Origin of the sequence: Enterococcus sp. DIV1059_2 (assembly GCF_051713685.1) — a bacterium.
In the GTDB taxonomy this organism is placed as follows: domain Bacteria; phylum Bacillota; class Bacilli; order Lactobacillales; family Enterococcaceae; genus Enterococcus_D; species Enterococcus_D casseliflavus.
The window spans coordinates 1080820-1103272 of sequence record NZ_JBIOQK010000001.1 but is presented as its reverse complement, the minus strand read 5'-3'; the positions used below and the strand labels follow the sequence as shown (position 1 = coordinate 1103272).

General features: G+C 42.6%; 18 protein-coding genes, 1 tRNA gene and 2 other annotated features (1 of these 21 cut by a window edge). Of the genes, 6 read left to right on the top strand and 13 right to left on the bottom strand.

Translation table 11 applies throughout. The features are described from left to right. Nucleotides 1–253 precede the first annotated feature (253 nt). Entirely contained in the window at nt 254–1579 is a 1326-nt protein-coding gene (locus IGI72_RS05175) for a DNA cytosine methyltransferase (RefSeq protein WP_438753353.1), read from the bottom strand. Nucleotides 1580–1644: 65 nt separating this feature from the next. On the opposite strand from IGI72_RS05175, the gene IGI72_RS05170 reads away from it, so the two are divergent. Then, nucleotides 1645–2823 (top strand): MspI family type II restriction endonuclease, encoded by a 1179-nt coding sequence (locus IGI72_RS05170; RefSeq protein WP_123834253.1) that lies wholly within the window; start codon nt 1645–1647, stop codon nt 2821–2823. Nucleotides 2824–3640: 817 nt separating this feature from the next. Here the strand turns inward: IGI72_RS05170 and IGI72_RS05165 are convergent. The 6 genes from IGI72_RS05165 to IGI72_RS05140 form a co-directional block, all read right to left on the bottom strand. Continuing rightward, nucleotides 3641–4456 carry an ABC transporter permease subunit gene (locus IGI72_RS05165; protein WP_438753351.1) on the bottom strand — a complete coding sequence of 272 codons (816 nt, stop codon included), beginning with the start codon at nt 4454–4456 and terminating at the stop codon, nt 3641–3643. After that, nucleotides 4453–5337 (bottom strand): ABC transporter ATP-binding protein, encoded by an 885-nt coding sequence (locus IGI72_RS05160; RefSeq protein ID WP_156235938.1) that lies wholly within the window; start codon nt 5335–5337, stop codon nt 4453–4455. The genes IGI72_RS05165 and IGI72_RS05160 overlap by 4 nt, the downstream gene beginning before the upstream one ends. A gap of 444 nt (nt 5338–5781) precedes the next feature. Continuing rightward, a complete protein-coding gene (locus tag IGI72_RS05155; protein ID WP_074534935.1) occupies nt 5782–6612 on the bottom strand; it encodes an energy-coupling factor transporter transmembrane component T family protein in 831 nt (276 codons plus the stop codon). Beyond that, entirely contained in the window at nt 6602–8311 is a 1710-nt protein-coding gene (locus IGI72_RS05150) for an ABC transporter ATP-binding protein (protein ID WP_438753348.1), read from the bottom strand. The genes IGI72_RS05155 and IGI72_RS05150 overlap by 11 nt, the downstream gene beginning before the upstream one ends. 26 nt (nt 8312–8337) lie before the next feature. After that, on the bottom strand, nt 8338–8892 hold the full coding sequence (locus IGI72_RS05145) for an ECF-type riboflavin transporter substrate-binding protein (protein WP_270273278.1): 555 nt from the start codon (nt 8890–8892) through the stop codon (nt 8338–8340). Then, on the bottom strand, nt 8889–9737 hold the full coding sequence (locus tag IGI72_RS05140) for an SAM hydrolase/SAM-dependent halogenase family protein (RefSeq protein WP_413152739.1): 849 nt from the start codon (nt 9735–9737) through the stop codon (nt 8889–8891). Before IGI72_RS05140 ends, IGI72_RS05145 begins: the two co-directional genes overlap by 4 nt. Nucleotides 9738–9828: 91 nt before the next feature. Beyond that, nucleotides 9829–10068: a binding site (T-box leader), on the bottom strand. 631 nt (nt 10069–10699) lie between these two features. On the opposite strand from IGI72_RS05140, the gene IGI72_RS05135 reads away from it, so the two are divergent. Next, nucleotides 10700–10781, top strand: a tRNA-Leu gene (locus IGI72_RS05135). Between the two features lie 93 nt (nt 10782–10874). On the opposite strand, the gene IGI72_RS05130 is transcribed toward IGI72_RS05135, so the two are convergent. Beyond that, on the bottom strand, nt 10875–12527 hold the full coding sequence (locus tag IGI72_RS05130) for a peptide ABC transporter substrate-binding protein (protein ID WP_413152738.1): 1653 nt from the start codon (nt 12525–12527) through the stop codon (nt 10875–10877). A gap of 561 nt (nt 12528–13088) precedes the next feature. Between IGI72_RS05130 and IGI72_RS05125 the strand changes: the two genes are divergently transcribed. After that, nucleotides 13089–13541: a DIP1984 family protein gene (locus IGI72_RS05125; protein WP_005225396.1), complete on the top strand. Its 453-nt coding sequence runs from the start codon at nt 13089–13091 to the stop codon at nt 13539–13541. A gap of 235 nt (nt 13542–13776) precedes the next feature. On the opposite strand, the gene IGI72_RS05120 is transcribed toward IGI72_RS05125, so the two are convergent. The 4 genes from IGI72_RS05120 to IGI72_RS05105 all read right to left on the bottom strand — a co-directional run bounded on the left by IGI72_RS05120 (nt 13777) and on the right by IGI72_RS05105 (nt 17045). Further along, on the bottom strand, nt 13777–14493 hold the full coding sequence (locus tag IGI72_RS05120) for an NADPH-dependent F420 reductase (RefSeq protein ID WP_413152737.1): 717 nt from the start codon (nt 14491–14493) through the stop codon (nt 13777–13779). Beyond that, the gene (locus IGI72_RS05115; RefSeq protein ID WP_413152736.1) at nt 14486–15547 is read right to left on the bottom strand and encodes an LLM class flavin-dependent oxidoreductase; all 1062 of its coding nucleotides are present in this window, start codon (nt 15545–15547) and stop codon (nt 14486–14488) included. The genes IGI72_RS05120 and IGI72_RS05115 overlap by 8 nt, the downstream gene beginning before the upstream one ends. Nucleotides 15548–15699: 152 nt before the next feature. Next, the gene (locus tag IGI72_RS05110) at nt 15700–16062 is read right to left on the bottom strand and encodes a TIGR02328 family protein (RefSeq protein ID WP_010747697.1); all 363 of its coding nucleotides are present in this window, start codon (nt 16060–16062) and stop codon (nt 15700–15702) included. A gap of 14 nt (nt 16063–16076) precedes the next feature. After that, nucleotides 16077–17045, bottom strand: a complete 969-nt coding sequence (locus IGI72_RS05105) for an NADP-dependent oxidoreductase (RefSeq protein WP_015509211.1) — start codon at nt 17043–17045, stop codon at nt 16077–16079. 267 nt (nt 17046–17312) lie between these two features. Here IGI72_RS05105 and IGI72_RS05100 point away from each other — a divergent pair, with 267 nt between their 5' ends. The 3 genes from IGI72_RS05100 to IGI72_RS05090 all read left to right on the top strand — a co-directional run bounded on the left by IGI72_RS05100 (nt 17313) and on the right by IGI72_RS05090 (nt 21415). After that, the gene (locus IGI72_RS05100; RefSeq protein WP_159160243.1) at nt 17313–18392 is read left to right on the top strand and encodes an ABC transporter substrate-binding protein; all 1080 of its coding nucleotides are present in this window, start codon (nt 17313–17315) and stop codon (nt 18390–18392) included. After that, nucleotides 18393–19997 carry an amidohydrolase gene (locus tag IGI72_RS05095; RefSeq protein WP_428209435.1) on the top strand — a complete coding sequence of 535 codons (1605 nt, stop codon included), beginning with the start codon at nt 18393–18395 and terminating at the stop codon, nt 19995–19997. An 833-nt stretch (nt 19998–20830) separates the two neighbouring features. Next, entirely contained in the window at nt 20831–21415 is a 585-nt protein-coding gene (locus IGI72_RS05090; RefSeq protein ID WP_005225388.1) for an SOS response-associated peptidase, read from the top strand. A gap of 81 nt (nt 21416–21496) precedes the next feature. Here IGI72_RS05090 and IGI72_RS05085 read toward each other — a convergent pair whose 3' ends face one another. After that, on the bottom strand, nt 21497–22102 hold the full coding sequence (locus IGI72_RS05085) for a short chain dehydrogenase (protein WP_438753342.1): 606 nt from the start codon (nt 22100–22102) through the stop codon (nt 21497–21499). A 201-nt stretch (nt 22103–22303) separates the two neighbouring features. Continuing rightward, nucleotides 22304–22453, top strand: a binding site (T-box leader) (it continues 82 nt past the right edge of the window).

Below are 22453 nucleotides of genomic sequence, written 5' to 3'. Positions count from 1 at the left end.
TTGATTCAAAAGATTTATTTTTTAGTTTGAGTATATCGTTTTACTTAATTAAATAGTTTTTCATTTTTTAAACAAAAATTATTCAAACGCTAAAAACTAATCAATGAATAAGAATTATAGAACGGAAAAAAGAATACGGCATCCTTACTTATAAAATTAAAAACACATACAAAGAAAGTTTTTCATTCAGAACTTCGCCTAATTTAAAATTTAAATCTGACAGAGTCAGATAACGCTTAGATTAAAATCCGTTTTATGATTTATATTTTTCATGGATTTTTATTAATGTTCTTGAGACCTCGACTCCTAACGCATATGCCAACAACGGAGGAATAGCATCACCAATCTGCTCATACTTATCCTGCTCTATATCCCCATGAAATTTTACATATGGTCCACTAAATTCATACCAGTCTGGAAATGATTGAAGTCGTGCTGCTTCTCTAGGCGTGAGCCCTCTATCCTCATATGGATGAATCATCTCATCCAAAACATGAGATGTAACAGTAAAACTCGGTTTATATGGAATTAAACGCCTGTTTCTCGCAGCATACAATTTGTTCGGAAAATATTCGGACACTAAATTTGCTCGATTTTCTTTTATTAATCTATCTGCGGCATGTTTCATCCCTTCTCCAATTTTAATTAAGTGCATGCGCTTAATCATCTTTTCTCTATGGTTTACTGCCTTATGAAAAGTTATTTTGTTTACATCATATTCTATATTAGCGGGTGGCTCAAACCCCTCTTTTACCCCATGAAGCATTGTAATGAAATCAAGTTGCTTATCATTTAAATTAGTATAATCAAAATGATAGTCTAATACCTCGGCTCCTTGTCCAGAATCAATTTTTGGCAAGTCCTTTAATGCATCATCGACTGTAACATAATCAAAATTTTTTCCTTCTCCATGTGTTTTTTGAGGATAATGAAACTCCGTATCAAATTCATTATTTATTCCTACAAGAAAAATTCGTTCCCTTACTTGAGGAACACCATAATCATTAGCTTTCAGCAAAACCACATTTCTTTCCCTACTTGCTAGGTGAAATGAAGCCTCTCCTTCAGTAACACGCTCGAATTCATTACATATATCTTGGAACATTTTACCATGTATCCCATCGTTCTTTTTTGAAAAAAGACCTTTCACATTCTCAAATACGAACATTTTTGAATTAATCGCTCTAGCAATTCTGGTTACGTTTAAAAATAATGTATTCCGTTCGTCTTCTTCCGCTCTCTTTCCAGCTTGAGAAAAACTTTCACAAGGTGCTCCTCCGGTAACAACATCTACAGTATCAACAGAAAATCTCTCTTTAAGAATCTTTTTTATTAAATCATTGGTTACTTTTCTTATATCACCATGTATAAGCAATGTGTTATCATTTTTTTCAAAAACAAAATCATCACTTTGCTTTAAATAACCTTCTAAATCAAGTATTTCCGCGCCATGTGACGCAGAATAAGTTTGAACAGTATGGTCACTCCACTCAACTGCAATAAGGGGTTTGATTCCGGCCCAACGAAAACCCGTAGCTAATCCACCAGGACCACTAAATAAATCAATTGAAGTTAACATTAACATTGCTCCTTTAAATATGTATAATTAGATTATCTCTTCTTTTAGAAAGGAATGATTAGGTATTGATTAATCTCGATAATTGTAAAAAAAGTAAAAAAGGTAGTGATGTAAAAAAAGCACTGTCAAATATATTAAATAGCTTTTATATACAAAAAAAATTCAAAAATTTTAAAATCAATTACTCATTAAAGTACCCTGAGACAGAAAACTATTTTAAGTTTGATTTTTTGATTACATTCAATGATGATATCACATGGATAATTCATTGTACATCGACATATAGATCAGATAGAGCTCAAGGAATTGAGTATCGCTCTGAACATCTAAAAAAACTGAATCCTTCCATAAATGCTTCCTATTTAATAATTCCTAATGGGATCAATGAAGAAGAGAAAAAATTAGGCTATGATGCTTCTAAAAAAATCCGTACAGGAAAAAGGTTTAGTTCTCTAGATGACGTTTTGACTTTTAGAGAGTTAGAACTTTTAATAGAATCTAAAATATCCTCACTAGATTCTGTGGGAAAAAGAAACGCCGATAGAGGAATTAGTTTAGAGCAGAGACTTGCAAGAATATTTAATAATGAGAATAACAAAAAATGTTGGAATCACAATTCTGATAATTCAATTGTGGGAGATAATTATGACTGGTTTTATATGCTCTTAAAATCATTTGGCATAAATGAATCTGAAAAAGTATTACATATCGAAGCAACAAATAAACTTCCAAAACTCCCATCAAGAGGAACACCCAAAACAGATGTCTATATTGAAATAGAAACCGATATACAAAAATACGATATTAAAGTCAGTTGCAAAAATTCCCACTCTAATTCAGTATCCGTTCATGAATATTCGGCAGATGACTTCATTAAAGTTTTAGGAATAGAAAGTCCAACCATGGCAAATTCAATAAGAGAGTTTCAAAAACATGGAGGAAAAAAAGCTTTTATGGAAAATTCTTTAGATTTGTACATAGAATTTTCAGAAAACATTAGTAAATACAATAAAAAGTTAATTGAATGGGCATTTTTTGGCATTGGAGGCGAAGGTAATAATAAACAAATAGCAAACTATATGTTTACTTACAAACCACATGTTGATTCTTTTTCCATCTACAATAGTCAAGAATATATAGAAGTACAGTCAAAAATAAAAAAACAATTCAACACTCCATTTACTTGGACATATCCATCTGGTAACAAAGGAAATAGGATTCAATTAAAAGCCCAAGTCCTATGAATTATAACACCAAACCCCCTAAAATACAAACATACATTCTGTTTATAATAATCAGTGATTTAAAGTAGTAGGTTCGAAGAACTTGCTACTTTTAATATTATTTAATTCCTAATATTTAGATAAGTCTTTCTCTTCAAACAAGATTTTTTCTTGCACTAAAACACTCTAATATTAATATACTCATTTTTCTTATGATTTTTTTATTTACCATTTAACGAAGGAAAATAAATCATTCAATGATACGATCGATCGTTTATGTGGGTGACAGGAAACTAGTATTAAAATGCCATAATTTTTTTATACTTCACTTTTTTACATTGTTTGATCAAACAAATCTGTTTTTCATGTTCTTAAATGATTTCAATCAATAAAATACTCGTTTTCATGTGTTTAAATTGGTATTATTCATCTCTATTTTCCGTTATATTTAGGGGATATCATCGTAGGAAAGATACCTATATGATTAAAAGATTTTGAAATTTTTCCATAAATTTTTTATCAAATATTTCTGTAAATGATTTCAATGAAATAAGCAAGTCGAGTTCTTTGTTTTGATAGACTTCAATCAACTTTAAAAAAACTGTTACGCCTCCTTCAGTGGTAAAAAAACAATCTACCATTTACTTTATGACGATTTACTCTTACTTGAATGCGACATACTTCTTAATATACAAATCGATAATAGGTCTGAAGAATGCAGCGCCCCCGAAAATTTAACTTTTTGGGGGCGCTGCAGAATCAATTCTGATTATTCAGTTCTATAAGTTTTAACTCATTCGTCTGACAGGCTCTTTTTTTGGGTTTTGATTGGATGTGCTCAGACTTGCAAGTCTTTGCGCTCATAACGGGAAAAGGTGCCAAAGAAACAGATGATACCGATCAGCAGTACCCATAGGACGGATGTCGCGCCGTTATCCATGAGTTGGACGGGTAATGCCATGCGGACGGGTGAAAGTCCTGCTAGCCATTCCAATTTATCGTAGAGTTCCCCCACGATGCCGAGCAAATACAGACCGAACACGCAGCCTAAACCGACGCTGGCGGTTTGTTTGCTGGAACGCAAGATCGTGGATAAAAAGAAACCTAGACAGAGGAAGAAGACTAAAACACCGTACTCGGCAACGAAGATTTTGCTGATTTCTTCCATAAAAGCGGACAGGTCGTCTTCTGGCAGTTTGAACAAAGCAAATGATGCCAGACTACTGCCATAAGCAATCAGCCAAAAGCCAGTCAGCAACAACAATCGAGCGAGGAACTTCCACCCAACGATTTCTCTGCGGCTAATAGGCTGAGCATATAAATACTCGATCGTTCCTTCTGATTCTTCAGTGATCAGGCTGTTCAAGCCTAAAAGCATCCCATAAATACACGCAGCGATAAATAAGTATTGAAAGTAGTACCCGAAAAAACCTGTTGGAGAAACCAAACTTGAGGGTCCTGTCAGTTGGATGTTAAAGATGCCTAGTAATTCTGGGCTGAAAGAGCCCAACATCTGGTCTAACGACGTTTTCATTTCTGGCGTGATCATTTGAGGATAGATAGCCGTAAATGCAAAAATGATTGCTGCAAAAAGGATCGCCCAGACTAGCCAGCCTTTGAAGGTATTTTTAAGATCGATTTTCATTAAAGTCATTTTTGAGAACCTCCTTCATACAGGAGCATAAATTGCTGTTCAAGGGTTGGGTGTTCGATCGTGAACTCTTTAATGGCAGGATTGGTTAAAAAATGTGCCAGCTGATTCATGTCCCCTTGATAGAAAAAACGCAAGCTGTGTGATTCCTGAGCAAGAACTTGTACGTTTTCCAAGCCGACTAATGAGAGACTGTCCTCATTCGTGAGCGTTACAACTTTGCCGAAATTTTCTTCCTCACTCAGTTCTTTCACGGTGATGATCTGTCCTTCACGAATAAAGGCGGTCCGATGGGCATAGGTCTGAATTTCATGCAGATCATGACTGGATAGGAAAATCGTCATCCCCTGTTTGTTTCTTCTGAGAAGCTCTTCAAACAGCCGTTTTTGGATCAAGGGATCTAAGCCATTGGTCGGCTCATCTAAAATCAACATTCTCGGTTGTGCAATCAAGGCGCTCGCAAGCCCGACTTTTTTCTTGTTCCCTAAAGAAAGTTCTGCGATCGATTTGTTTGGATCAATTTGAAAAAGCTCCATCAACTCCTGAATCTCTTTTTTTGGCTGCTTGACTTGATGAAAATCCGCCGTAAATGCCAGTAGTTCTGCTGTCGTCATTTTTGAATAAAACCGTACATCACTGGAAACATACCCAGTAAACGTTTTGATCTCTTTGGCTGCTTGTTGGCAATCTCGTCCAAAAATCGCCGCCTGTCCTGCATCTGGTTTGATAAAATTCAACAATACTTTGATGGTCGTTGATTTTCCCGCACCATTTGGTCCGATAAAGCCAAAAATTTCTCCTTCTGCCACTTGCAATGATACATTCTCGATGGCGTACTTCTTGTTGTATTGTTTGCTTAGTCCGTTGATCGTAATGGCATCCATCCTGTCCCCTCCTTGTACTGCTTTGATGCCATCAGTGTAGCCTTATTTCGCGTTTCCGTCAATCAAAGATCTAAAAGGCTTCCGCTGGAATGTTTTACGAAAATCATCAACAGATTGACACACTTCTATTGCTTTCTCTTCCTATTTTTTTCACATTTTCCCGCTATTATCAATACATACCAACAAACAACCCTAACACTTTTTCATTTTTACTCCTATCCCGCCAGTCCCCGCTGGCGGGCTCCTTTTTTTAGCGGCAAAAAAAACGCAGGCCTAGCAGCAACTGACATTAGCAAATGTAGCACTCGCTAAAGTCAATTGACTGACTATCCTGCGTTTTTTGGCTCGATCATTTCTGGGACGGATGAATCAACTCTGATTTATCCGTCCCACTTTCATTATTGACAATGCGTCCGTTTTTTTAAGTTTTCATGGGGTGATTTGTTAACGAAATGGATTGTAGAAACGTCCGCCATTAAGGACCATCAAGGACAATCCGAGCGCCACGATCAAGCAAACGACAGCAATCGCCAAGAGATCTTTGCCTTGGATCGGCTTAGCTTTCAGCCAGGTACGCTGCTTGTGCTTGCCAAACCTTCTTAGCTCCATAGCAGCAGAAATATGGTCGATCCGTTCCAAGCTGGAAAAAATCAAAGGAATCGCGATCGCGACATTGCCTGCCACTCGCTTGCGCAAAGGTGCTTTTTTAGAAAGCTCCACGCCCCGTGCTTGCTGCGCTTTGGCAATGGTCCGAAAATCATCTTGAATATCAGGGATGTAACGCAAAGCGAGTGCAACTGCATAGGCGATCTTGTAGGAAATCCCGATGCGGTTGATACTGGACGCTAACTCACTAGGATTGGTGGTAAACAAGAAAATCAACCCTGGAGGAATCGTGACAAAATATTTGATCAACAGATTCAGCTCATAAAACACTTGCTCTTGGGTCAATGTATACCGACCGATCCCTTCGAAAATCACGTGGCGCGTACCGTAGATCTCCACCCCATATTCTGGTGCGAAAAGATAGACCGCCACCAAATTCAAAAGCGAAAAGAAGATGATAAATTTCAATACAAAAGCGATATCTCGGTAGCGAATTCCAGCACTGGCAAATAGAAAGACCGAAAACAATGCCAGTCCAATGAGAAAGCGCGTATCATAAGAGATCATCCCGATGATGGATAGCAGCAAAAAACAAATCAGTTTTGCGGCACCGCTTAATTGGTGAATCCACGTTTTGCGGTCAAGATAGCCGATTAGATTACTCTCCATCGTATCCCTCCTTCTCGCTGGCAATGAAGGCGGCAGTAAAAGCGGCGGGATCTGTCAGCTGGTTAAGGGTCGCCAGTGTGTACAAGCTGGTTTCTTTGAGGTTTGCGGCACTCACCACTTGTTTGTCTGCTAAGACAACTTCTGGCGGTGCGTCCAGCAAAATCGTTCCTTGTGTCAAAACGATCGTCCGCTGTGTATACTCCAACATCAAATGCATATCGTGGGTGATCATAACGATCGTTAATCCCCGCTGGTTCAACTCCTGTAAAAATTGCATCATTTCGGTGTAATGGCGATAGTCTTGTCCCGCTGTCGGCTCATCCAATAAAATGAGTTCAGGATCTAAGACGAGGATCGCTGCAATGGCGGCTCGGCGTTTTTGCCCATGACTTAGTGCCGACAATGGCCATGAACGAAACGGATAAAGACCACAAATTTTCAAGGTCTGATGAACTTTTTCTGTAATTTCAGCCTCTGGAACGTTTCGGTTGCGCAAGCCTAAGGCAACTTCGTCAAACAGGAAGTTTTTTGACAGCATTTGATTGCTGTTTTGCAACACATACCCGATTTTTTGCGCTCGTTCTTTGATGGAATCATTGCCCATATCCGTTCCTTGCCAAAGCAACTTGCCAGAAGTCGGAGTTAAAAAGCCGGTAATCAAATGGGACAAGGTCGATTTTCCTGCGCCATTATGCCCGACCAAACTAATCATTTCTCCTTGATGGATGGTAAAATCCAGTGCCTGCAAAATGGGTTTGCCCACTTGGTAGGAAAACGATAGATTTTTTGCTTCCAACAACGGCGGCTGGTGGCTAGGAAGCGCCGTTTTCGGAAATTTTTCCTGAAACTGAGTCAGTTTTTCGGCAATCTCAGGTGATGCAATTGCTTCTACCGCGACCAAATCAGCAGCCTCGGTCACGGGAACCCCCGCTTTTTTTAAAGCAGCTAAATACAGCGGTTCACGAATGCCGACTTGCTGCAGCATATCCGTTTTTAATAGTTCATTCGGTGTACTGTCGGCAAGGATGCGGCCTTCTTCCATCACGATGATGCGATCGACAGCTGCGGCTAACACTTCTTCTAAGCGATGTTCAATGATGATGGTGGTAAAACGCTTCTCTTGATACAGCTGGTCGATCATTTTGATGGCTTCCACACCTGTTTGCGGATCCAAGTTGGCTAGCGGCTCATCAAACAGTAGAATCGGTGTTTCATCGATCAAAACACCTGCCATTGAAACACGTTGCTTTTGGCCACCCGATAATTCCTGCGGTTTTTTCGCCAAATGATCCATTAAGTCAGTCTTTTCTGCCCAAAAACGCAGCGCCTCTTGCATCACTGCTTGACTGCGCTGATCGTTTTCCAATGAAAACACGATATCTTCTGCTACGGTCAAGCCTACAAATTGGCTATCGGTGTCTTGCAGCACCGTGCCGACGGTCAAAGACAGCTCGTAGATGGAAGCTTGCCCAAAGGCATTGGTACCGATCGTCAATTCTCCAGTACTACTGCCTTTGTCATTTTGCGGGATCAAACCGTTCAAACATTTTCCTAATGTACTTTTGCCAGAACCGCTGGCACCGACGATCAGGACTTTTTCTCCTTCATAGATCGTTAGATCGATGTTTTTCAAGGTCGGTTCCGCTTGTGCATCATATTGGAAAGAAAAATTCGTAAATTGAATGATTTTTTGTTTCATTTTTTAGCCTTCACACATTTCTTTGGTTAGGATTCCTTGCTCAAGCTGCCTTTTTTGGTTTTGGTTTGGGCATAGGCTTTTAGCAGGATCACTCCGATTATCCCAGTTACGACTGCATTGGTCAATCCCGCAATGACTCCTTGCGTAAAGACTTTGTTCGCTGGTTCGCCATAGATCAAAATATCCCCGATCGGCGCAATGATCACCCAGACGACCAAATTTGCGATCGTTTCACCGATCAAGAAGGTCCGAATTTCTTTAGCGCCAAAGGTTCCTTGCTGGATTGGAATCCAACGAGTCAAAAATCCAAAGAACACCCCTAAGATCCCAGAGGCGGCGATCCAAGACCACCATGGACCATAAGTCGTTAAATCTCCTAGAGCATGACCGATAAAGCCTGCTAAACCAGCCACGATCGGACCGTAGACAACGCCTAATAGCGCCAAGAAAGGATAGGCTGTGGCGATATCTGTATTTGGGAAACCCGTCGGAATCGTGACGAAACGTTTTAAGACGAAAAAGACCGCAGCACCGATACCGATTGCAACAATGTGTTTTACTGTAAATTTTGATTGATTCATTTTTCATTTCTCCTTTTTTTGAGGGTAATTTTCCAATTTGTGCCAGTTCCGATTTTATAGGTTTCAGCAAATGAAGCCAAGTTGAGCCCTAAACCGATATTCAGCAAGGAATTGACATATAAGACGGGTTCTTTTTCTGCCACTTGCGCAAAGGAGCGTCCGAAACGCACTTCTTCTTGATAACGCAGGGTATCTTGGTAGTAGATACTGACGAGCAGCGACTCATTGTATTGGACCTGCCATTGCTTAAAGAACGTGTGGGGAATATTCGTCCACAACGAACCAAAGCGGATATCGAGAATATCGATCGTCCCTGTGATCGTTTCAGCTGTTTGGCTTGGCTTTTCAATGGCAAAAACTTGGATTGTTTCTTTAGGTTCAGGTGTTCCTAGCTCTTCAAAGCTGATGGCGCCGCTGGCGAGCCGAGCGGCATTATACATATAAACATCCCGACCATGAAACGTATGGCTTTCGGCTGATCCTGCCAAGCGCTCAGTTGCCTCATTGATCACCCGAAGTTCAGCGATTCCGATATAAGTCGCTAAATAGGTCAGGGTGCCGTTATCTGGTGTCAAAACCAACTGCCCGGTCGCCAGCTTGGCAACCACACTTCGTCGATCAGACCCTACGCCAGGATCGACCACTGAAACAAAGACTGTTCCTGCTGGCCAATAGGTGACGCTTTGTAGCAGGCGATAGCTGGCGTCATGAATGTTGTATGGCTCGATCTCATGAGTCAAATCCGCGATGACCAGCTCTGGTGCCACTTGATAGGCTACCCCGTACATCGCATTGACCGCTCCATCTTGCAAACCAAAATCGGTTTGAACCACTAATTTGTGCATTTTCTCTCCTCCCAACAACCTTTCTCCTTTTCAACAAAACCTTCGCATGAAACAGCTGACCCTACAGACACAAAAAAAGCCCTTAGCCAAAGCTAAGGGCATCACCTGCGGTACCACCTTAATCTGTAAAACCTTCACAGGCCTCACCTCATTCAGTACCCGAAAACACTCGGAGACTGTCGCTTGTTAACGGGGCAACCGTATTTTCCTAATTAGTCAGAAAATCCGCTCCAAAGTCATTTTCAAATCATTTGTTGTCGTTCCTTCTCACCTGCTGGAACTCTCTGCTAGACAACGCCCGTGATTCTACTTTCTTTTTCATCGCGTTTGCATTTTGTTTCATTAAAATTATCAAAGCTTGTGCCTTTTGTCAATTCTCTTTTAAGAAAAAATTCAAACAGAAGCCATAATTTGTCAAAAGATTCACGCAATTTCTAAATTTCACGCGAAAATTCTTCATATTTTCTCGGTATGATACTTGTATACCAACAAACAACCCTAACACTTTTTCATTTTTACTCCTTCCCGCCAGTCCCCACTGGCGGGCTCCTTTTTGTCTTCTGACTGTTTTATCTGGTTTCACTTTTTCTTGGCTATTTCTTCTCAGAATTCTGTTTGATTCGTCAATTTTTTTTCACATTTTCCCGCTATTATAAATGCATACCAACAAACAACCCTAACACTTTTTCATTTTTACTCCTATCCCGCCAGTCCCCGCTGGCGGGCTCCTTTTTGTCTTCTGACTGTTTTAAATGGTTTCACTTTTTCTTGACGATTTCTTCTCAGAATTCTGTTTGATTCGTCAACTTTTTTTCACATTTTCCCGCTATTATAAATGCATACCAACAAACAACCCTAACACTTTTTCATTTTTACTCCTATCCCGCCAGTCCCCGCTGGCGGGCTCCTTTTTGTGAGATTGGACTTGCATTTCTTCCTAGAAAGGATTATCTTTATCTTATGCGGAAGTGGCGGAATGGCAGACGCGCACGCTTCAGGCGCGTGTGAGTTTATCTCGTGTGGGTTCAACTCCCATCTTCCGCATTTAGCAGTTCAGCTTTCTGAACTGCTTTTTTTGTTGCAAAACGCGCATGTTCATCGAATAAACATGCGCGTTTCATTCAACTATTTTTCCCCTTATTCACTAACATAGGCGGTGCGGAAAAAGAAATGCGCGCCATAAGCTGGGAATTGGATGTCTTTAACATTTGATTTGATCAGATAATTTGAAGCACTTTGGTAAAGAGGGACTTGCGCAGCATCTTGCTCCAACAAAATTTCTTCTGCCGCTTTGTAATCTTCAAAATATTGATCGGGGTCGTTGGCATGAACGGTGCGCGCATCTTCCGTCAACGCCGTATATTCTTCATTGATATAGCCGCCGTAGTTAAAGGAAGCGCCGTTTTTGTATAAGATAAAGAACATATCCATGTCACTGCTTCCAGCGATCCAGCCAGAAACGGAAAGCTCATAATCACTATTTGCTCTTGATTGATTCAAGCTGGCACGTGGCTGTTTGTTGATGGAGATCGACAAGCCTGGCAAGTTCTCTTGGAGTTGGCTTTGCAAGTACTCCCCGATTTTTTGGCCATTGTCATCATCTGTCACTAACAAACGCAGCGTCGTACTTTCGCCAATTTCCGCTTGGGCTTTTTCCCACTCTTCCTTGGCAGCCTCTAAATCATACAGGTTGTAATCACCGCTATATTCTCGAAAATCTTCGCCAGTATTTGGATTCGCAGCTAAGCCGGTAGGGATCAATCCATTTAAAACTTTCGCTCCATCGTTCAACACATTATCCACGAGACTTTCTTTGTCGATCGCCAACGCGATCGCTTTACGCACATGAACCTTTGCTAAGGCATCGTTGGCGGTTTTATTGAAGTCTAAGAAAAAGTTCGCCACATCGTTTTGCGTAACTAGTTCTTCATTGTCCCCGTATTGTTGGACGTAGATCCCGCTGATTTTTTGCAAATCAAGGTCGCCGCTTTCAAACAATTGGATCCCCGTATTTTCTTCTTTGATGGTGGAGCCTTTGATTTCCTCCAATTGAACGACATCAGCATCGTAGTATTGGTCGTTTTTCACTAGCGTCCACTCGTCTCCTGTCTGTTGCCAATCGGTTAAAGTAAAGGGACCAGAATACAACAAATCTTCACTTGTCCGGGCATAGGTCTCGCCTTTTTCTTCAACAAAGGCTTGATTTTGCGGTGCCAACCAGCCGATGGAAATCAAGGATAAAAACGAAGGCTGCGGCTGCTCCAACTGTACGATAAAGGTCGCGTCATCTGGGGTTTCCAGACCAATCGTTTCTACGTCTGCATTGCCTTCACGAATGTCTTTACTATTGACTACATTATCCAACAAATAGGCGTTTGGTCCCATCGTTGCTGGATCAACTAACTTTTTCCACGCATAAGCAAAGTCAGCCGAAGTGATCGCTTCGCCATTGCTCCACTTCGCATCGTCTCGCAAAGTAAAGGTATAGGTTTTGCCATCTTCACTGATTTCGACTCCTTCTGCCAAGCCTGGAACTGGTTCACTGTTTTCATCGAAACGATAAAGCCCTTCGAATAAATGTTGTACGATGGTAAACGTTGCTTTATCCGTCGTTTGGGTCGTATCGAGAGTCGTCAGCTCAGCTGGTAGACTCACCGCAATCGCTTGATTCGGCGCTCCGTTAGATTCAGCCTCTGATCCCTCGGTATTTCCTGTTGTCGTGCAGCCAGAAAGGGTCAACCCAATCACTCCTGCTGCAACCAATAAACGCTTCTTCCAGATCATTTTCATTCTTCCTCCTATGTGATTGCGCAACCAACGCAAGTGTTTTTCATGACAGCAAAAAACGCATTCAACGATAAAAAGAAAAAACCTCATCCCTTTGCTTATCAACTTTGACAAACAAAGGGACGAGATTTTCGTGTTACCACCCTTTTTCGCACCATTCTCACAAATGGCACCTCAACAGTACGCTAAGATACTTGGCACGGTAACGGCTGCTTTCCGTCTGATTTGCGTGAACAAATCGGATCACTCAGAGCTCATCTTCACTTTTTTTCTGCTGCCCTTTCTCACCATCCGGGTTCTCTTCTAACAGATTCCAAAGCTACTCTTCTCTTCATCGTCTTTCTTTTTATCTAAAAAACAGGTAAATGACGTTTTTTTGTCTATTTCATGATTGTTTTAAAGTATACTATTGGTGTTTTTGGAAGTCAACAAGAATTGCGAATATTCAGTTTTTTATGATTTTTCTATCAGAGCTTGTTTTGCGTCTTGCTTGCCTTTCGTCACGTTCTTCTCTAGGATAAGGATTAGATAAGCCTTCTCATTTGTAAAAAGGAGTGTGCCAAAATGAAATTAGCAGAAGCGTTACTTTTAAGACGAGATTTGAACAATCGTCTGTTTCAATTGCGCAACGAAATCTCTAGCAGTGTGTTAGTCCAAGAAGGCGATACCTTGGATCGCAGTATCACAGAATTGTTCAAGGAATACGATGAGATCAATCAACAATATTCAGAATTAGTCGTAGCCATCAATCGGAAAAATGCGACTGCCTCTTTAGCAGATAGTGCGTTATTGTTGATGGAAGCACTAGAACAGCGAGAACAGCTGCGCCGCAAGCATGCACTGCTTACGCAAGCACTGGATGAAACCAAAGCAGCTCCCCGAATGGGTCGCAACGAAATTCGACTGGTGCGCACGATCGATACAAAAACGCTAACGGAGCAATTGAATGCGACCGCCAAACAGCTGCGAGAATTAGATGGAAAGATCCAACAAACCAACTGGCTAGTCGATCTTTAACAAACATGGGTGGGGGTCAAAGGCGAGCACAAAGCAGGTACAGGCTGATATGTACACTATGGATCGTCTGGCAGAGACGTAAACGTAACAACCACTGCTTACGAATCACAATCGTAACAATCACATTGCATTTTTAGCGACCACGTGCTGATTTGACTGGATGGGAAAAACCCTCTTCTTTTTTTGAGAAGAGGGTTGTTTTTATCGTATCCAGCCGTACGTGGAGCCGGCTCTTTTACTGGGGAGCCTGCTGCTTGTTACTCACAGCGGAAGGACGCGCCAGAAACGCTTGCCCTTTCTCACTGCTCCAAAACGCCTTCATCAATGCCGTCAATCCCTCTTTGGTTTGATTGGCACCAAAGAAAGGACTGCCGGGTTCTAACATGATGCCATTAGCTAAAGCACCGATAGGAAAGGGATCAAAGCCGAAGGCAGCAACGATTTCTGCTGTCTGATCGAGGGCGGTTTGGTCATCACCAGCAATGGCGATGGCTTTTTTGGCAGTTCCTTGAGCAGCCGTTCTCGTCAGCAAAGATTCCTCTTGGATGTCGTGGTACCCCATATGATTGAATCCTTTGACTACTTTACTTTGGGAAAAATAGCGTTGCACACGTTCCGAAGAAGTCTGCTCGATGGATGAGTATTCTGTTTCTTTGCCATCGACTTCCCACCAATAGTTCATGGCATCGATCACTAGCTTGCCAGCCAAAGCTTCTGCTGGCAGCTGTTGGTACTTACTCAATGGGATTGCCAAAATGATCGTTTGGGCTTCTGTCATCACCTCAACGGCATTTTTTGCGATCGCTCCCGGAGCCAACACAGAAACGGACAAGGCGATTTTTTCTGCTGGCTTCGTACTGGCGATCAAGACCCGATAGCCCGCCTTGGCACCAAGATTTGCGAGCGCTAAGCCTAACTTGCCTGCGCCTAAAATACCGATGGTTTTAGGCATTGCTATCACCTGCTGCCAACAATTCTTTCACCCGTGGAATCACTTTGGTTCCATACAATTCAATCGTTTTGAAACGGTCTTTTTGCAGCTGTCCGCCAGTACCGTAAACCAGATCAAAGCGTTCTACACCGACTTGCGGCATCATACGGGCGATTTTTTGCGCCACGGTTTCTGGACTGCCTACATAGTAAGATCCATGTTCGACTTCAAAGTCAAAGCGCTCTTTGCTCATGGCTGGCCAGCCGCGATCAAGACCGATTTTGTCCATGCTCTTTTTGATGTAGTTCCAGCCGATTTCATAGGCTTCTTCGTCGGTGTCGGCGATCACACCATGGGAGTGCATGCCGATTGGCAGAATCGGTTGCCCCAATTGCTGCGCTGCCTTTTTATACAGATCAACATACGGCGCAAAACGAGCAGGTTCGCCACCGATGATCGCTAACATAACGGGAAACCCATAACGGACGGCACGAATGATCGATTCAGGGGTTCCACCGACACCCACATAGGTATCTAATTGGTGTCCCTCGATTTTTGGAAAAACGTCGACATTTTTTAAGGATTGCGTGAACTTGCCTTCCCAAGTTAATGGTTTGCCTTTTCTCAGTTCACTAAACATCGCTGTTTTTTCTTCAAATAGTTCTTCATAATCTTGCAAGTCATAGCCGAATAGAGGGAATGATTCAGTAAAAGATCCTCGTCCCAGCATGATTTGTGCACGACCGTTCGACAACGCGTCAACGGTCGCAAACCGTTCGTAGACCCGCACGGGATCATCCGAACTCAAGACAGTTACACCGGTACCTAATTTGATGGTTTTGGTAACCATCGCTAACGCCGCTAGTACCGTATCAGGACTTGAGATCGAATATTCTTCCCGATGGTGCTCCCCTAAGGCAATGACATCGATGCCGACTTCATCGGCTAATTTTCCTTCTGCCACGATATTGCGCAACGATTCGCTATAACTGATCCGTTCTTTCGTTGTATCATCAAAGGCTAGATCGCCAAAAGTATCTAACCCAAATTCAAGATTTCTGTGATTGATGGTCATTTTCTTTTCCTCATTTCTCATTACTGATTCTCTGTTCTCACTATAACAAGGAACAAAAAAAGTTGCGAACAATATGCTTACTTTTTGTAAGTTATCGATTTTAAAGCAAAAAAACACTTTCCCGAACAAAAATTCAGGAAAGTGTTTGGTCTTTAAAGATAGATCCCTTTACTATGGAGATTCACTAAGCATTCTTCCAAGTATGCTTCATCATGTTCTGGATAGATCGGCGTAGTCAAAGGAACAGCTTGAACGGAGGGTTCCAGCGGCAGATTTTTGCCACGATATGCTGGATCGTACCATTCAGGTGCTGGCCGATAGCCTCGATAGGTCATTTCATCCAGCACTAACTGATGGTATTGAAACAATTTATAGGGCGGATGGGTAAAAACGTAATCGACGGTTGCGTGCTTCTTACCCCAGCCTAGCCCCCGTAAGGCTGCTGCTTCACGATGCTGGCCTAACAGCTGCTGCCGAGGCAAAGCAGGTATCAGCGCTTCATGCCATAAGCGCATCGGTTCAGCCTCCTTTATTCTGCGTCTTGGCTGATGAAATTGTCTTGGTTTTCAATAACGATCTTGCCGACTGCATGGTGTGTCTCACTCAATGCGTGGGCATCGTAAATTCCTTGTGCTGTCAATGGGAAGGTTGCACCGATGATACTGTTGACTTTTTCTGCTTCGATCAGCTCTGTCAATTCTGCCAATTGTTTGCCGTTGGTTCGTAACCAAATTGCTTTGGCGAAGATGTCTTTTTCTTTTGCCAAGTCTTCGTCTTCAATACTCAAAATCGAGATCAGACGGCCCTTAGGTTTTAAGACAGTGAAACTTTTCTTCTGGGTGTCGCCCCCCATCGTATCAAAGACCAAATCGATGTCTTGCAAGACTTCTTCAAAATCTGTCGTATGGTAATCGATGATCTCATCGGCACCAAGTTTTTGCAATAACTCATGGTTACGAGGACTAGCCGTCGTGATGACGTAAGCGCCAGCTGCTTTTGCTAGTTGGATCGCATAGGTACCAACTCCGCCTGCTCCGGCATGGATCAAGACTTTTTCCCCTTCTTTTAAACGACCGTGTTCAAACAACGCTTGGTAAGCAGTCAAACCAGCTAATGGCACTGCAGCTGCTTCTGCGTAGTTTTGGTTTTCTGGTTTGATCGCTGCTAACTCAGCATCCACGATGGCGTAATCAGCATACGTCCCAAAACGAGTCGTTTCAGGGCGGGCATAGATCGCATCACCAACTTTGAATTCTGTCACGTCAGCACCTATTTCTACGATATCCCCTGCGACATCCCAGCCTAAAATAATTGGGAAGTCCCACGGAAACATTTGTTTTAAATAGCCTTCTCTTAATTTCCAATCGATCGGGTTGATGGACGTTGCGGCAACTTTGACTAATAATTGATTTGCTTTTAATTCTGGTAATTGGACCGTTGCTTCTTTTAATTGGTCTTTTCCACCATAGGCTTCAATAACGACAGCACGTGTTTCCATTGATGCTTCACTCCTTACATTCATTCTTCATCAAAGAGAGGTTCCTGTTTTTCCATCCCTTGATTTCTCACTTCCCTAGCTTAGGCAAAAGGAGGGAATTTGACAAATGATATGTTTGGAAACTGCCCAAGTCACCTGGCCGTTCCTCCTTCAAAGCCTTGAAAGAAACGGGTTTATTTTTTCTTCATTTTTTTATTGCCTTTTCTTTAAAAATCAATTACGCTACTCAAGAAATACGAAATTGTAGAGAAAGAAGGAATTGATGAATTGAAAAGGTTGTGGGTATTTTTTGGCGGTGTGATCGGCATCACCGCGTTGCTGTTTTTAGGTGCTTCGGTGTTAACGAAAGAATCGGGGGCAGCAACGTCGTCCGACAAAAATACAGTGATTATTTACAATTGGGGCGAATATATTGACCCCGAATTGATCAAAACATTCGAAACTGAGACTGGTTACTCAGTGATTTATAATACATTTGACTCCAACGAAGCGATGGAAACGAAAATCAAACAAGGCGGCTCGCGCTATGATTTGGTTTTCCCTAGCGAATCGATCATTCCGAAAATGATCGAAGAAGGATTGTTAGTGCCTTTAGACCATCAGAAATTGACGGGAACGGAAGATCTGTCGCCTTTTTTGATGGATCAAGCCTTTGATCCTGACAATACCTACTCGATCCCCTATTTTTGGGGCACGATCGGAATCATGGCAAATACTGAAGAAGTTGATGTTTCTTCGATCCATGGCTGGAGTGATTTATGGGACCCTGCATTTAAAAATGATGTATTGATGGTGGATGGTGCGCGCGAAACCTTAGGAATCGCGTTACAGACGCTCGGTCTTTCCCAAAATGAAAAAGACCCGACCAAGGTCACCAAAGCCTTGAAGAAGCTGGAAAGTATCCGTCCCAATGTCAAAGCAGTTTTGACCGACGAGATCAAAACCTTGATGATCAACAACGATGCCCCTTTAGGAATCGGATATTCGGGCGATGCCGCTTATGTGATGGCGGAAAATCCTGCCGTCACCTATATCGTTCCCAATGACGGCGGTGCGATTTGGACAGACAATTTTGCGATCCCGAAAACCGTTGGCAATCTTGAGGGAGCCTACGCCTTCATCAATTTTATGCTGCGACCAGAAAATGCCGCACAAAATGCCGAATACGTGGGCTACGCCACGCCGAGTGAAACGGCCAAAGCTATGCTGCCAGTAGAACTGACTGCTGACAAGGCTTTCTACCCTGAGCCAAGTGCGATGGAACAAATGGAACATTATGAATACTTAGGAAAAGAAACAGTTGAGCTTTACAACGACCTTTTCCTTGAATGGAAGTTGGGATTATAATTGTCACTATTACTAAAATCTGAACACATCTTTGATACCAAAACAAAAACGACTTTTGCGGGCTTTCTCCTGATTGAAGACCAGAAAATCACGGCTGTGGGTCCTCTTTCAGCGCTGCCAACACTTGCTGAAGACACCCAGGTCATTGATCTCAAAGAACAAATGATCATTCCAGGCTTTATTGATGCTCATGTTCATTTTTATCTTTCCGCATTACTCCATCAAGGGGCACTGACCCATCTTACGGGAGTGACAGAAGAAGCCGTTGCCCAGCAAGTGCCCGCCTTGCCCATCACCCATGGATGGAAAATCGGCATCGGCTGGTTCAGCAGTGATTTCGGTCAGCAAGTCTACCCGACGAAAGATTCGATCGACAACTATTGTGCCGACACGCCTGTCATGCTAATTTCCGGTGATGCCCACAGTATTTGGTTGAATAGCCAAGGGATCGCTGCTTTAGGGATCACACCTGAGAACTTACCAGCAGGGATCAGCGGGGAGGCACTGCTTGACGAAAACAGCGGACAATTAAGCGGCTGCTTTTTAGAAGCGATCGCCATTCATTATTTAGCAAAGGTCTTACAGTCTTTCCAAGCACAAAGCCCTGCTGCCTTTCTGACCTATATGAAGCAGCTCAATCAATACGGCATTACGACGATCGGTGATGTTGCCTTGACAGGAGAAAGCTGGGACGATTTGGTTTACCCCACTCTTTATCGGCAAACAGAAGCAGAAGCGACCTTGCGCGCTGTCTTTTATCCAGCCATGCGAGAAGACATCACGCAACTGAAAGAAACTTACCGTACTTATCGCTCCGAAAAAGTACAAATGGGCGGCGTCAAACAATTTTTTGATGGCGTGACGAGTACGCACACGGCTTTTTTAAAAGCGGAATATGAAACACCTTATTTTGCTGGTGATGTCGGGATGCCGTTGATCGATGTTCAACGGATGCGCCGCTTTATTTTACAAGCCAACCAGCAAGACTGGCCGATGCGCATCCATACCATCGGTGATGAAGCGATTCGACAAGCACTCCTCTTCTATCAAGAAAGTGCTACTGCTCACCCGCTTTCTAAAGGCAAAGCCAATACCTTGGAACACTTGGAAGTGATGGATGCCGCTGATCTGCCACTAGTTCGCCAAGAACAACTGGTACTCTCCGTACAGCCTAGCCATTTATTAGTCGGTTATGAGACCCTCGATGAAGAAGTAGGCCCTCAGCGTGCCAGTCAAATGTTTCCTTTTCAGTCCTTTCTAGAGCAAGGCGCAACCTTGGCTTTTGGGACTGATACGCCAGTCGTGATCGACGTGACTCCTTTAGACTCGCTGTATTATGCGGTTGCTCGGCAGGAAAAAAACGGCCAGCCAGCAGGCGGATTGATGCCACAAGAAAAAATCTCCATCGCCGATGCCCTCTATGCCCACACCGCAGGCGCCGCTAAAGCCTTGAGTCGGCAAGATATCGGGCGATTAGAAGTTGGCTGTTTAGCCGATCTTTGTATTTTGTCCCAAAACATCTTGCCTTTGACTGCCGAAGAATTGCTTCAAACGACTGTTGAAGCGACCGTATTTGATGGGCAATTTGTTTATCGGGGCAACTAACATGAACCACCAGATCTTGTGAAAGTACAAGGTCTGGTGTTTTTCTTTGATCAAAAAATACAGAAACAGGTGCTTAGTTTGGACCACTCTCCCTTTTCGTACTTGCCCCTATCCCTTACGATGGATTCCCTGCTTGGCAGCTATGCTTTATCATAGGTTTTCTTTCGGCCATTTTGATTCGCGTGGATTGGTCTATTCGATTGGCGCAGCAAAAGAATAATTTAAGCGGTTGCCAGTTTCTTTATTTGATGGAAATTCAGAAACATGCCTCTTTTTCCTTGGAGTTTTTTCCATTTAACAGCAATCATTGGTCTATTCCACAACCCCTTACTTTCTCCTTCAATCGTTTCTTAAACCTTTGAATAAATTCTTAATAAAATAACTAACAAAAAATAAACTTTTACTATATCCCTTGAATGTAAGCGGTAAATTTGTTATTATTACCAAGGATAAGGAGGTGTTTATCTATTGTATGCGATTAAAATCTTTCATGGTTATCTAACCGCCGAAGGAAAAAGAACACGGGACAAAACAATTGCATTGACCTATACGTGCAGAGAAGATGCTGAACGTTTCGCAAATAAAATCGGCGGGAGAGTTAAAAAAATTGGCTAACCAACTAGAATAAAAAAGGCTGTCAACCTCAGTAGGTGACTGCCTTTTTTTGTTATCTGATTTCCAGCAAATCAAGCGATACTCCTGACTTTTTACATATGTTTAAGCTCCTTTTCTTGTTGAATCGAGAAGTGAAGCAAGTTAGTTGGTTTTGACGCCTTGAGTCTTTATACTGAAACAAAGGCACCAGCCAATCCAAAAAAAGGAGTGACCCGTCCATGTGCGGCCGATACTTATTTGACCCAACAACTGGCGAATTGTCAGAATATTATCAAGAAGCCGCGGCGAAAGCCCGCAAGCGCCAACAGACTGTCGCTGTCAATGATGTTTTCCCTTCCAATCATGTCGTAACCATCGGTGCAAATCAACAACAACAAGTTGTAGCTGGTGTGACAAGATGGGGCTTTACCGGCTTTAAAAAAGGGCATTTGATGATCAATGCCCGTTCTGAGACCGTTGAAGAAAAACCGACTTTTCGCAAACCTTTCCAAGAGCATCGCTGTGTCTTTCCGATGTCTGGTTTCTATGAATGGAATCATGAAAAGGAAAAGTTTCTCTTTTCGCAAGATCACGTGATTTATGCCGCTGGTTTTTATCGCATCCTTCAAAAAGAGGATCAGATCGAAACCGAATCAATCATTCTAACGACTGCCGCGAACGATTCTGTTGAACCAGTCCATGATCGAATGCCTCTGTTCTTAGAAAAAGAAGCGATTGCTTCTTGGATCAATGACTTGGCTTTTGCTCGCCAACAACTCAAAGCAGAAATGCCCAAGCTGAAAACCCAATTGCTCTCTTCTTAACTGCTTGCTACTTCTTTTTCAGCAGAACAAAAACCGCCAAGTCAGCTTTGATTTGGCGGTTTTTCCTACTTCTGCTTTTTCTTAATAAACGGTGAAGGTTTTGCCAGTCATGATCTCAAAGACTGCTTTTTGATACGCTGCAAAAACGGGTGCGTCACCAACGGGAATAAAGCCTTTGAAAGAATCGGCGAAGGTTTCCCAAGAGCCCACAAGTGCATTGGGACTGACTGCATTGATTCGTACCCCATGACCGATCTCAAAAGCTGCCGATGCCACGAAGGCTTCTAAACCGCCGTTGACCAGTGCTGAAGGCGTGCCCATTGGGATAAATTCGTCTTTGATAATTCCAGAAGTCAGTGTGATACTGCCGCCTTCATTGAGAAAATGCTGGCCAATCAACGCAAGGTTGACTTGTCCTTGCAGCTTCGAAGCCACCGACTGTTGAATATCTGCTGGCGTCAATTCCTCAAAGGGTTTAAACACTGTGCTTCCCGCAGCGGAAACAATGGCATCCACTTTCCCAGTAGCTGCAAATAGCTGGCTGACACTGTCTGCATCCGCAATTTCGACTTGATGATCGCCGCTGCTACGGCTAGCCGTGATCAGCTCCACCTCTGGTAGCTGCTGAAAGCCTTCAACTAAAAGCTGCCCAAGTGTGCCGGTATGTCCAATCAAAAGTAATTTCATTTCCTCGCCTCTTTTTTTGTTTTGTGCTTCGATTCTAACCCAACCAAGCGATTTCGACCATTCATCTGCTTTTCCTGCCTTATTGATCTATTCTTACCCTTCCCCATTTGTTCCCCTACTACCTGCGTAGTGATTGGAATCACCTATCACGAAAGCAATTGACAACTTTCTCATCTTGTTCTAAGATACTACTAATTTCATACACATGCAGTGAGAAGAAGAGTACGATCCCCCCTTTCTTTCAAGAGAGCTCGGAACTGGTGGAAACGAGTAAGGAAGACGATCCGAAGATGACCTTTGAGCATTCGTGGACGAACAATCCCCGACGGAGAAAGCCCGATAGCGCAATGC

What these genes read in the sequence shown, in the direction of transcription:
- IGI72_RS05085 (WP_438753342.1), bottom strand. Translation starts at nt 22,102, where the DNA reads ATGAAATTACTTTTGATTGGACATACCGGCACACTTGGGCAGCTTTTA.
- IGI72_RS05145 (WP_270273278.1), bottom strand. Translation starts at nt 8,892, where the DNA reads ATGAATCAATCAAAATTTACAGTAAAACACATTGTTGCAATCGGTATC.
- IGI72_RS05105 (WP_015509211.1), bottom strand. Translation starts at nt 17,045, where the DNA reads ATGGAAACACGTGCTGTCGTTATTGAAGCCTATGGTGGAAAAGACCAA.
- IGI72_RS05090 (WP_005225388.1), top strand. Translation starts at nt 20,831, where the DNA reads ATGTGCGGCCGATACTTATTTGACCCAACAACTGGCGAATTGTCAGAA.
- IGI72_RS05130 (WP_413152738.1), bottom strand. Translation starts at nt 12,527, where the DNA reads ATGAAAATGATCTGGAAGAAGCGTTTATTGGTTGCAGCAGGAGTGATT.
- IGI72_RS05140 (WP_413152739.1), bottom strand. Translation starts at nt 9,737, where the DNA reads ATGCACAAATTAGTGGTTCAAACCGATTTTGGTTTGCAAGATGGAGCG.
- IGI72_RS05115 (WP_413152736.1), bottom strand. Translation starts at nt 15,547, where the DNA reads ATGACCATCAATCACAGAAATCTTGAATTTGGGTTAGATACTTTTGGC.
- IGI72_RS05150 (WP_438753348.1), bottom strand. Translation starts at nt 8,311, where the DNA reads ATGAAACAAAAAATCATTCAATTTACGAATTTTTCTTTCCAATATGAT.
- IGI72_RS05165 (WP_438753351.1), bottom strand. Translation starts at nt 4,456, where the DNA reads ATGACTTTAATGAAAATCGATCTTAAAAATACCTTCAAAGGCTGGCTA.
- IGI72_RS05125 (WP_005225396.1), top strand. Translation starts at nt 13,089, where the DNA reads ATGAAATTAGCAGAAGCGTTACTTTTAAGACGAGATTTGAACAATCGT.
- IGI72_RS05110 (WP_010747697.1), bottom strand. Translation starts at nt 16,062, where the DNA reads ATGCGCTTATGGCATGAAGCGCTGATACCTGCTTTGCCTCGGCAGCAG.
- IGI72_RS05160 (WP_156235938.1), bottom strand. Translation starts at nt 5,337, where the DNA reads ATGGATGCCATTACGATCAACGGACTAAGCAAACAATACAACAAGAAG.
- IGI72_RS05120 (WP_413152737.1), bottom strand. Translation starts at nt 14,493, where the DNA reads ATGCCTAAAACCATCGGTATTTTAGGCGCAGGCAAGTTAGGCTTAGCG.
- IGI72_RS05155 (WP_074534935.1), bottom strand. Translation starts at nt 6,612, where the DNA reads ATGGAGAGTAATCTAATCGGCTATCTTGACCGCAAAACGTGGATTCAC.
- IGI72_RS05175 (WP_438753353.1), bottom strand. Translation starts at nt 1,579, where the DNA reads ATGTTAACTTCAATTGATTTATTTAGTGGTCCTGGTGGATTAGCTACG.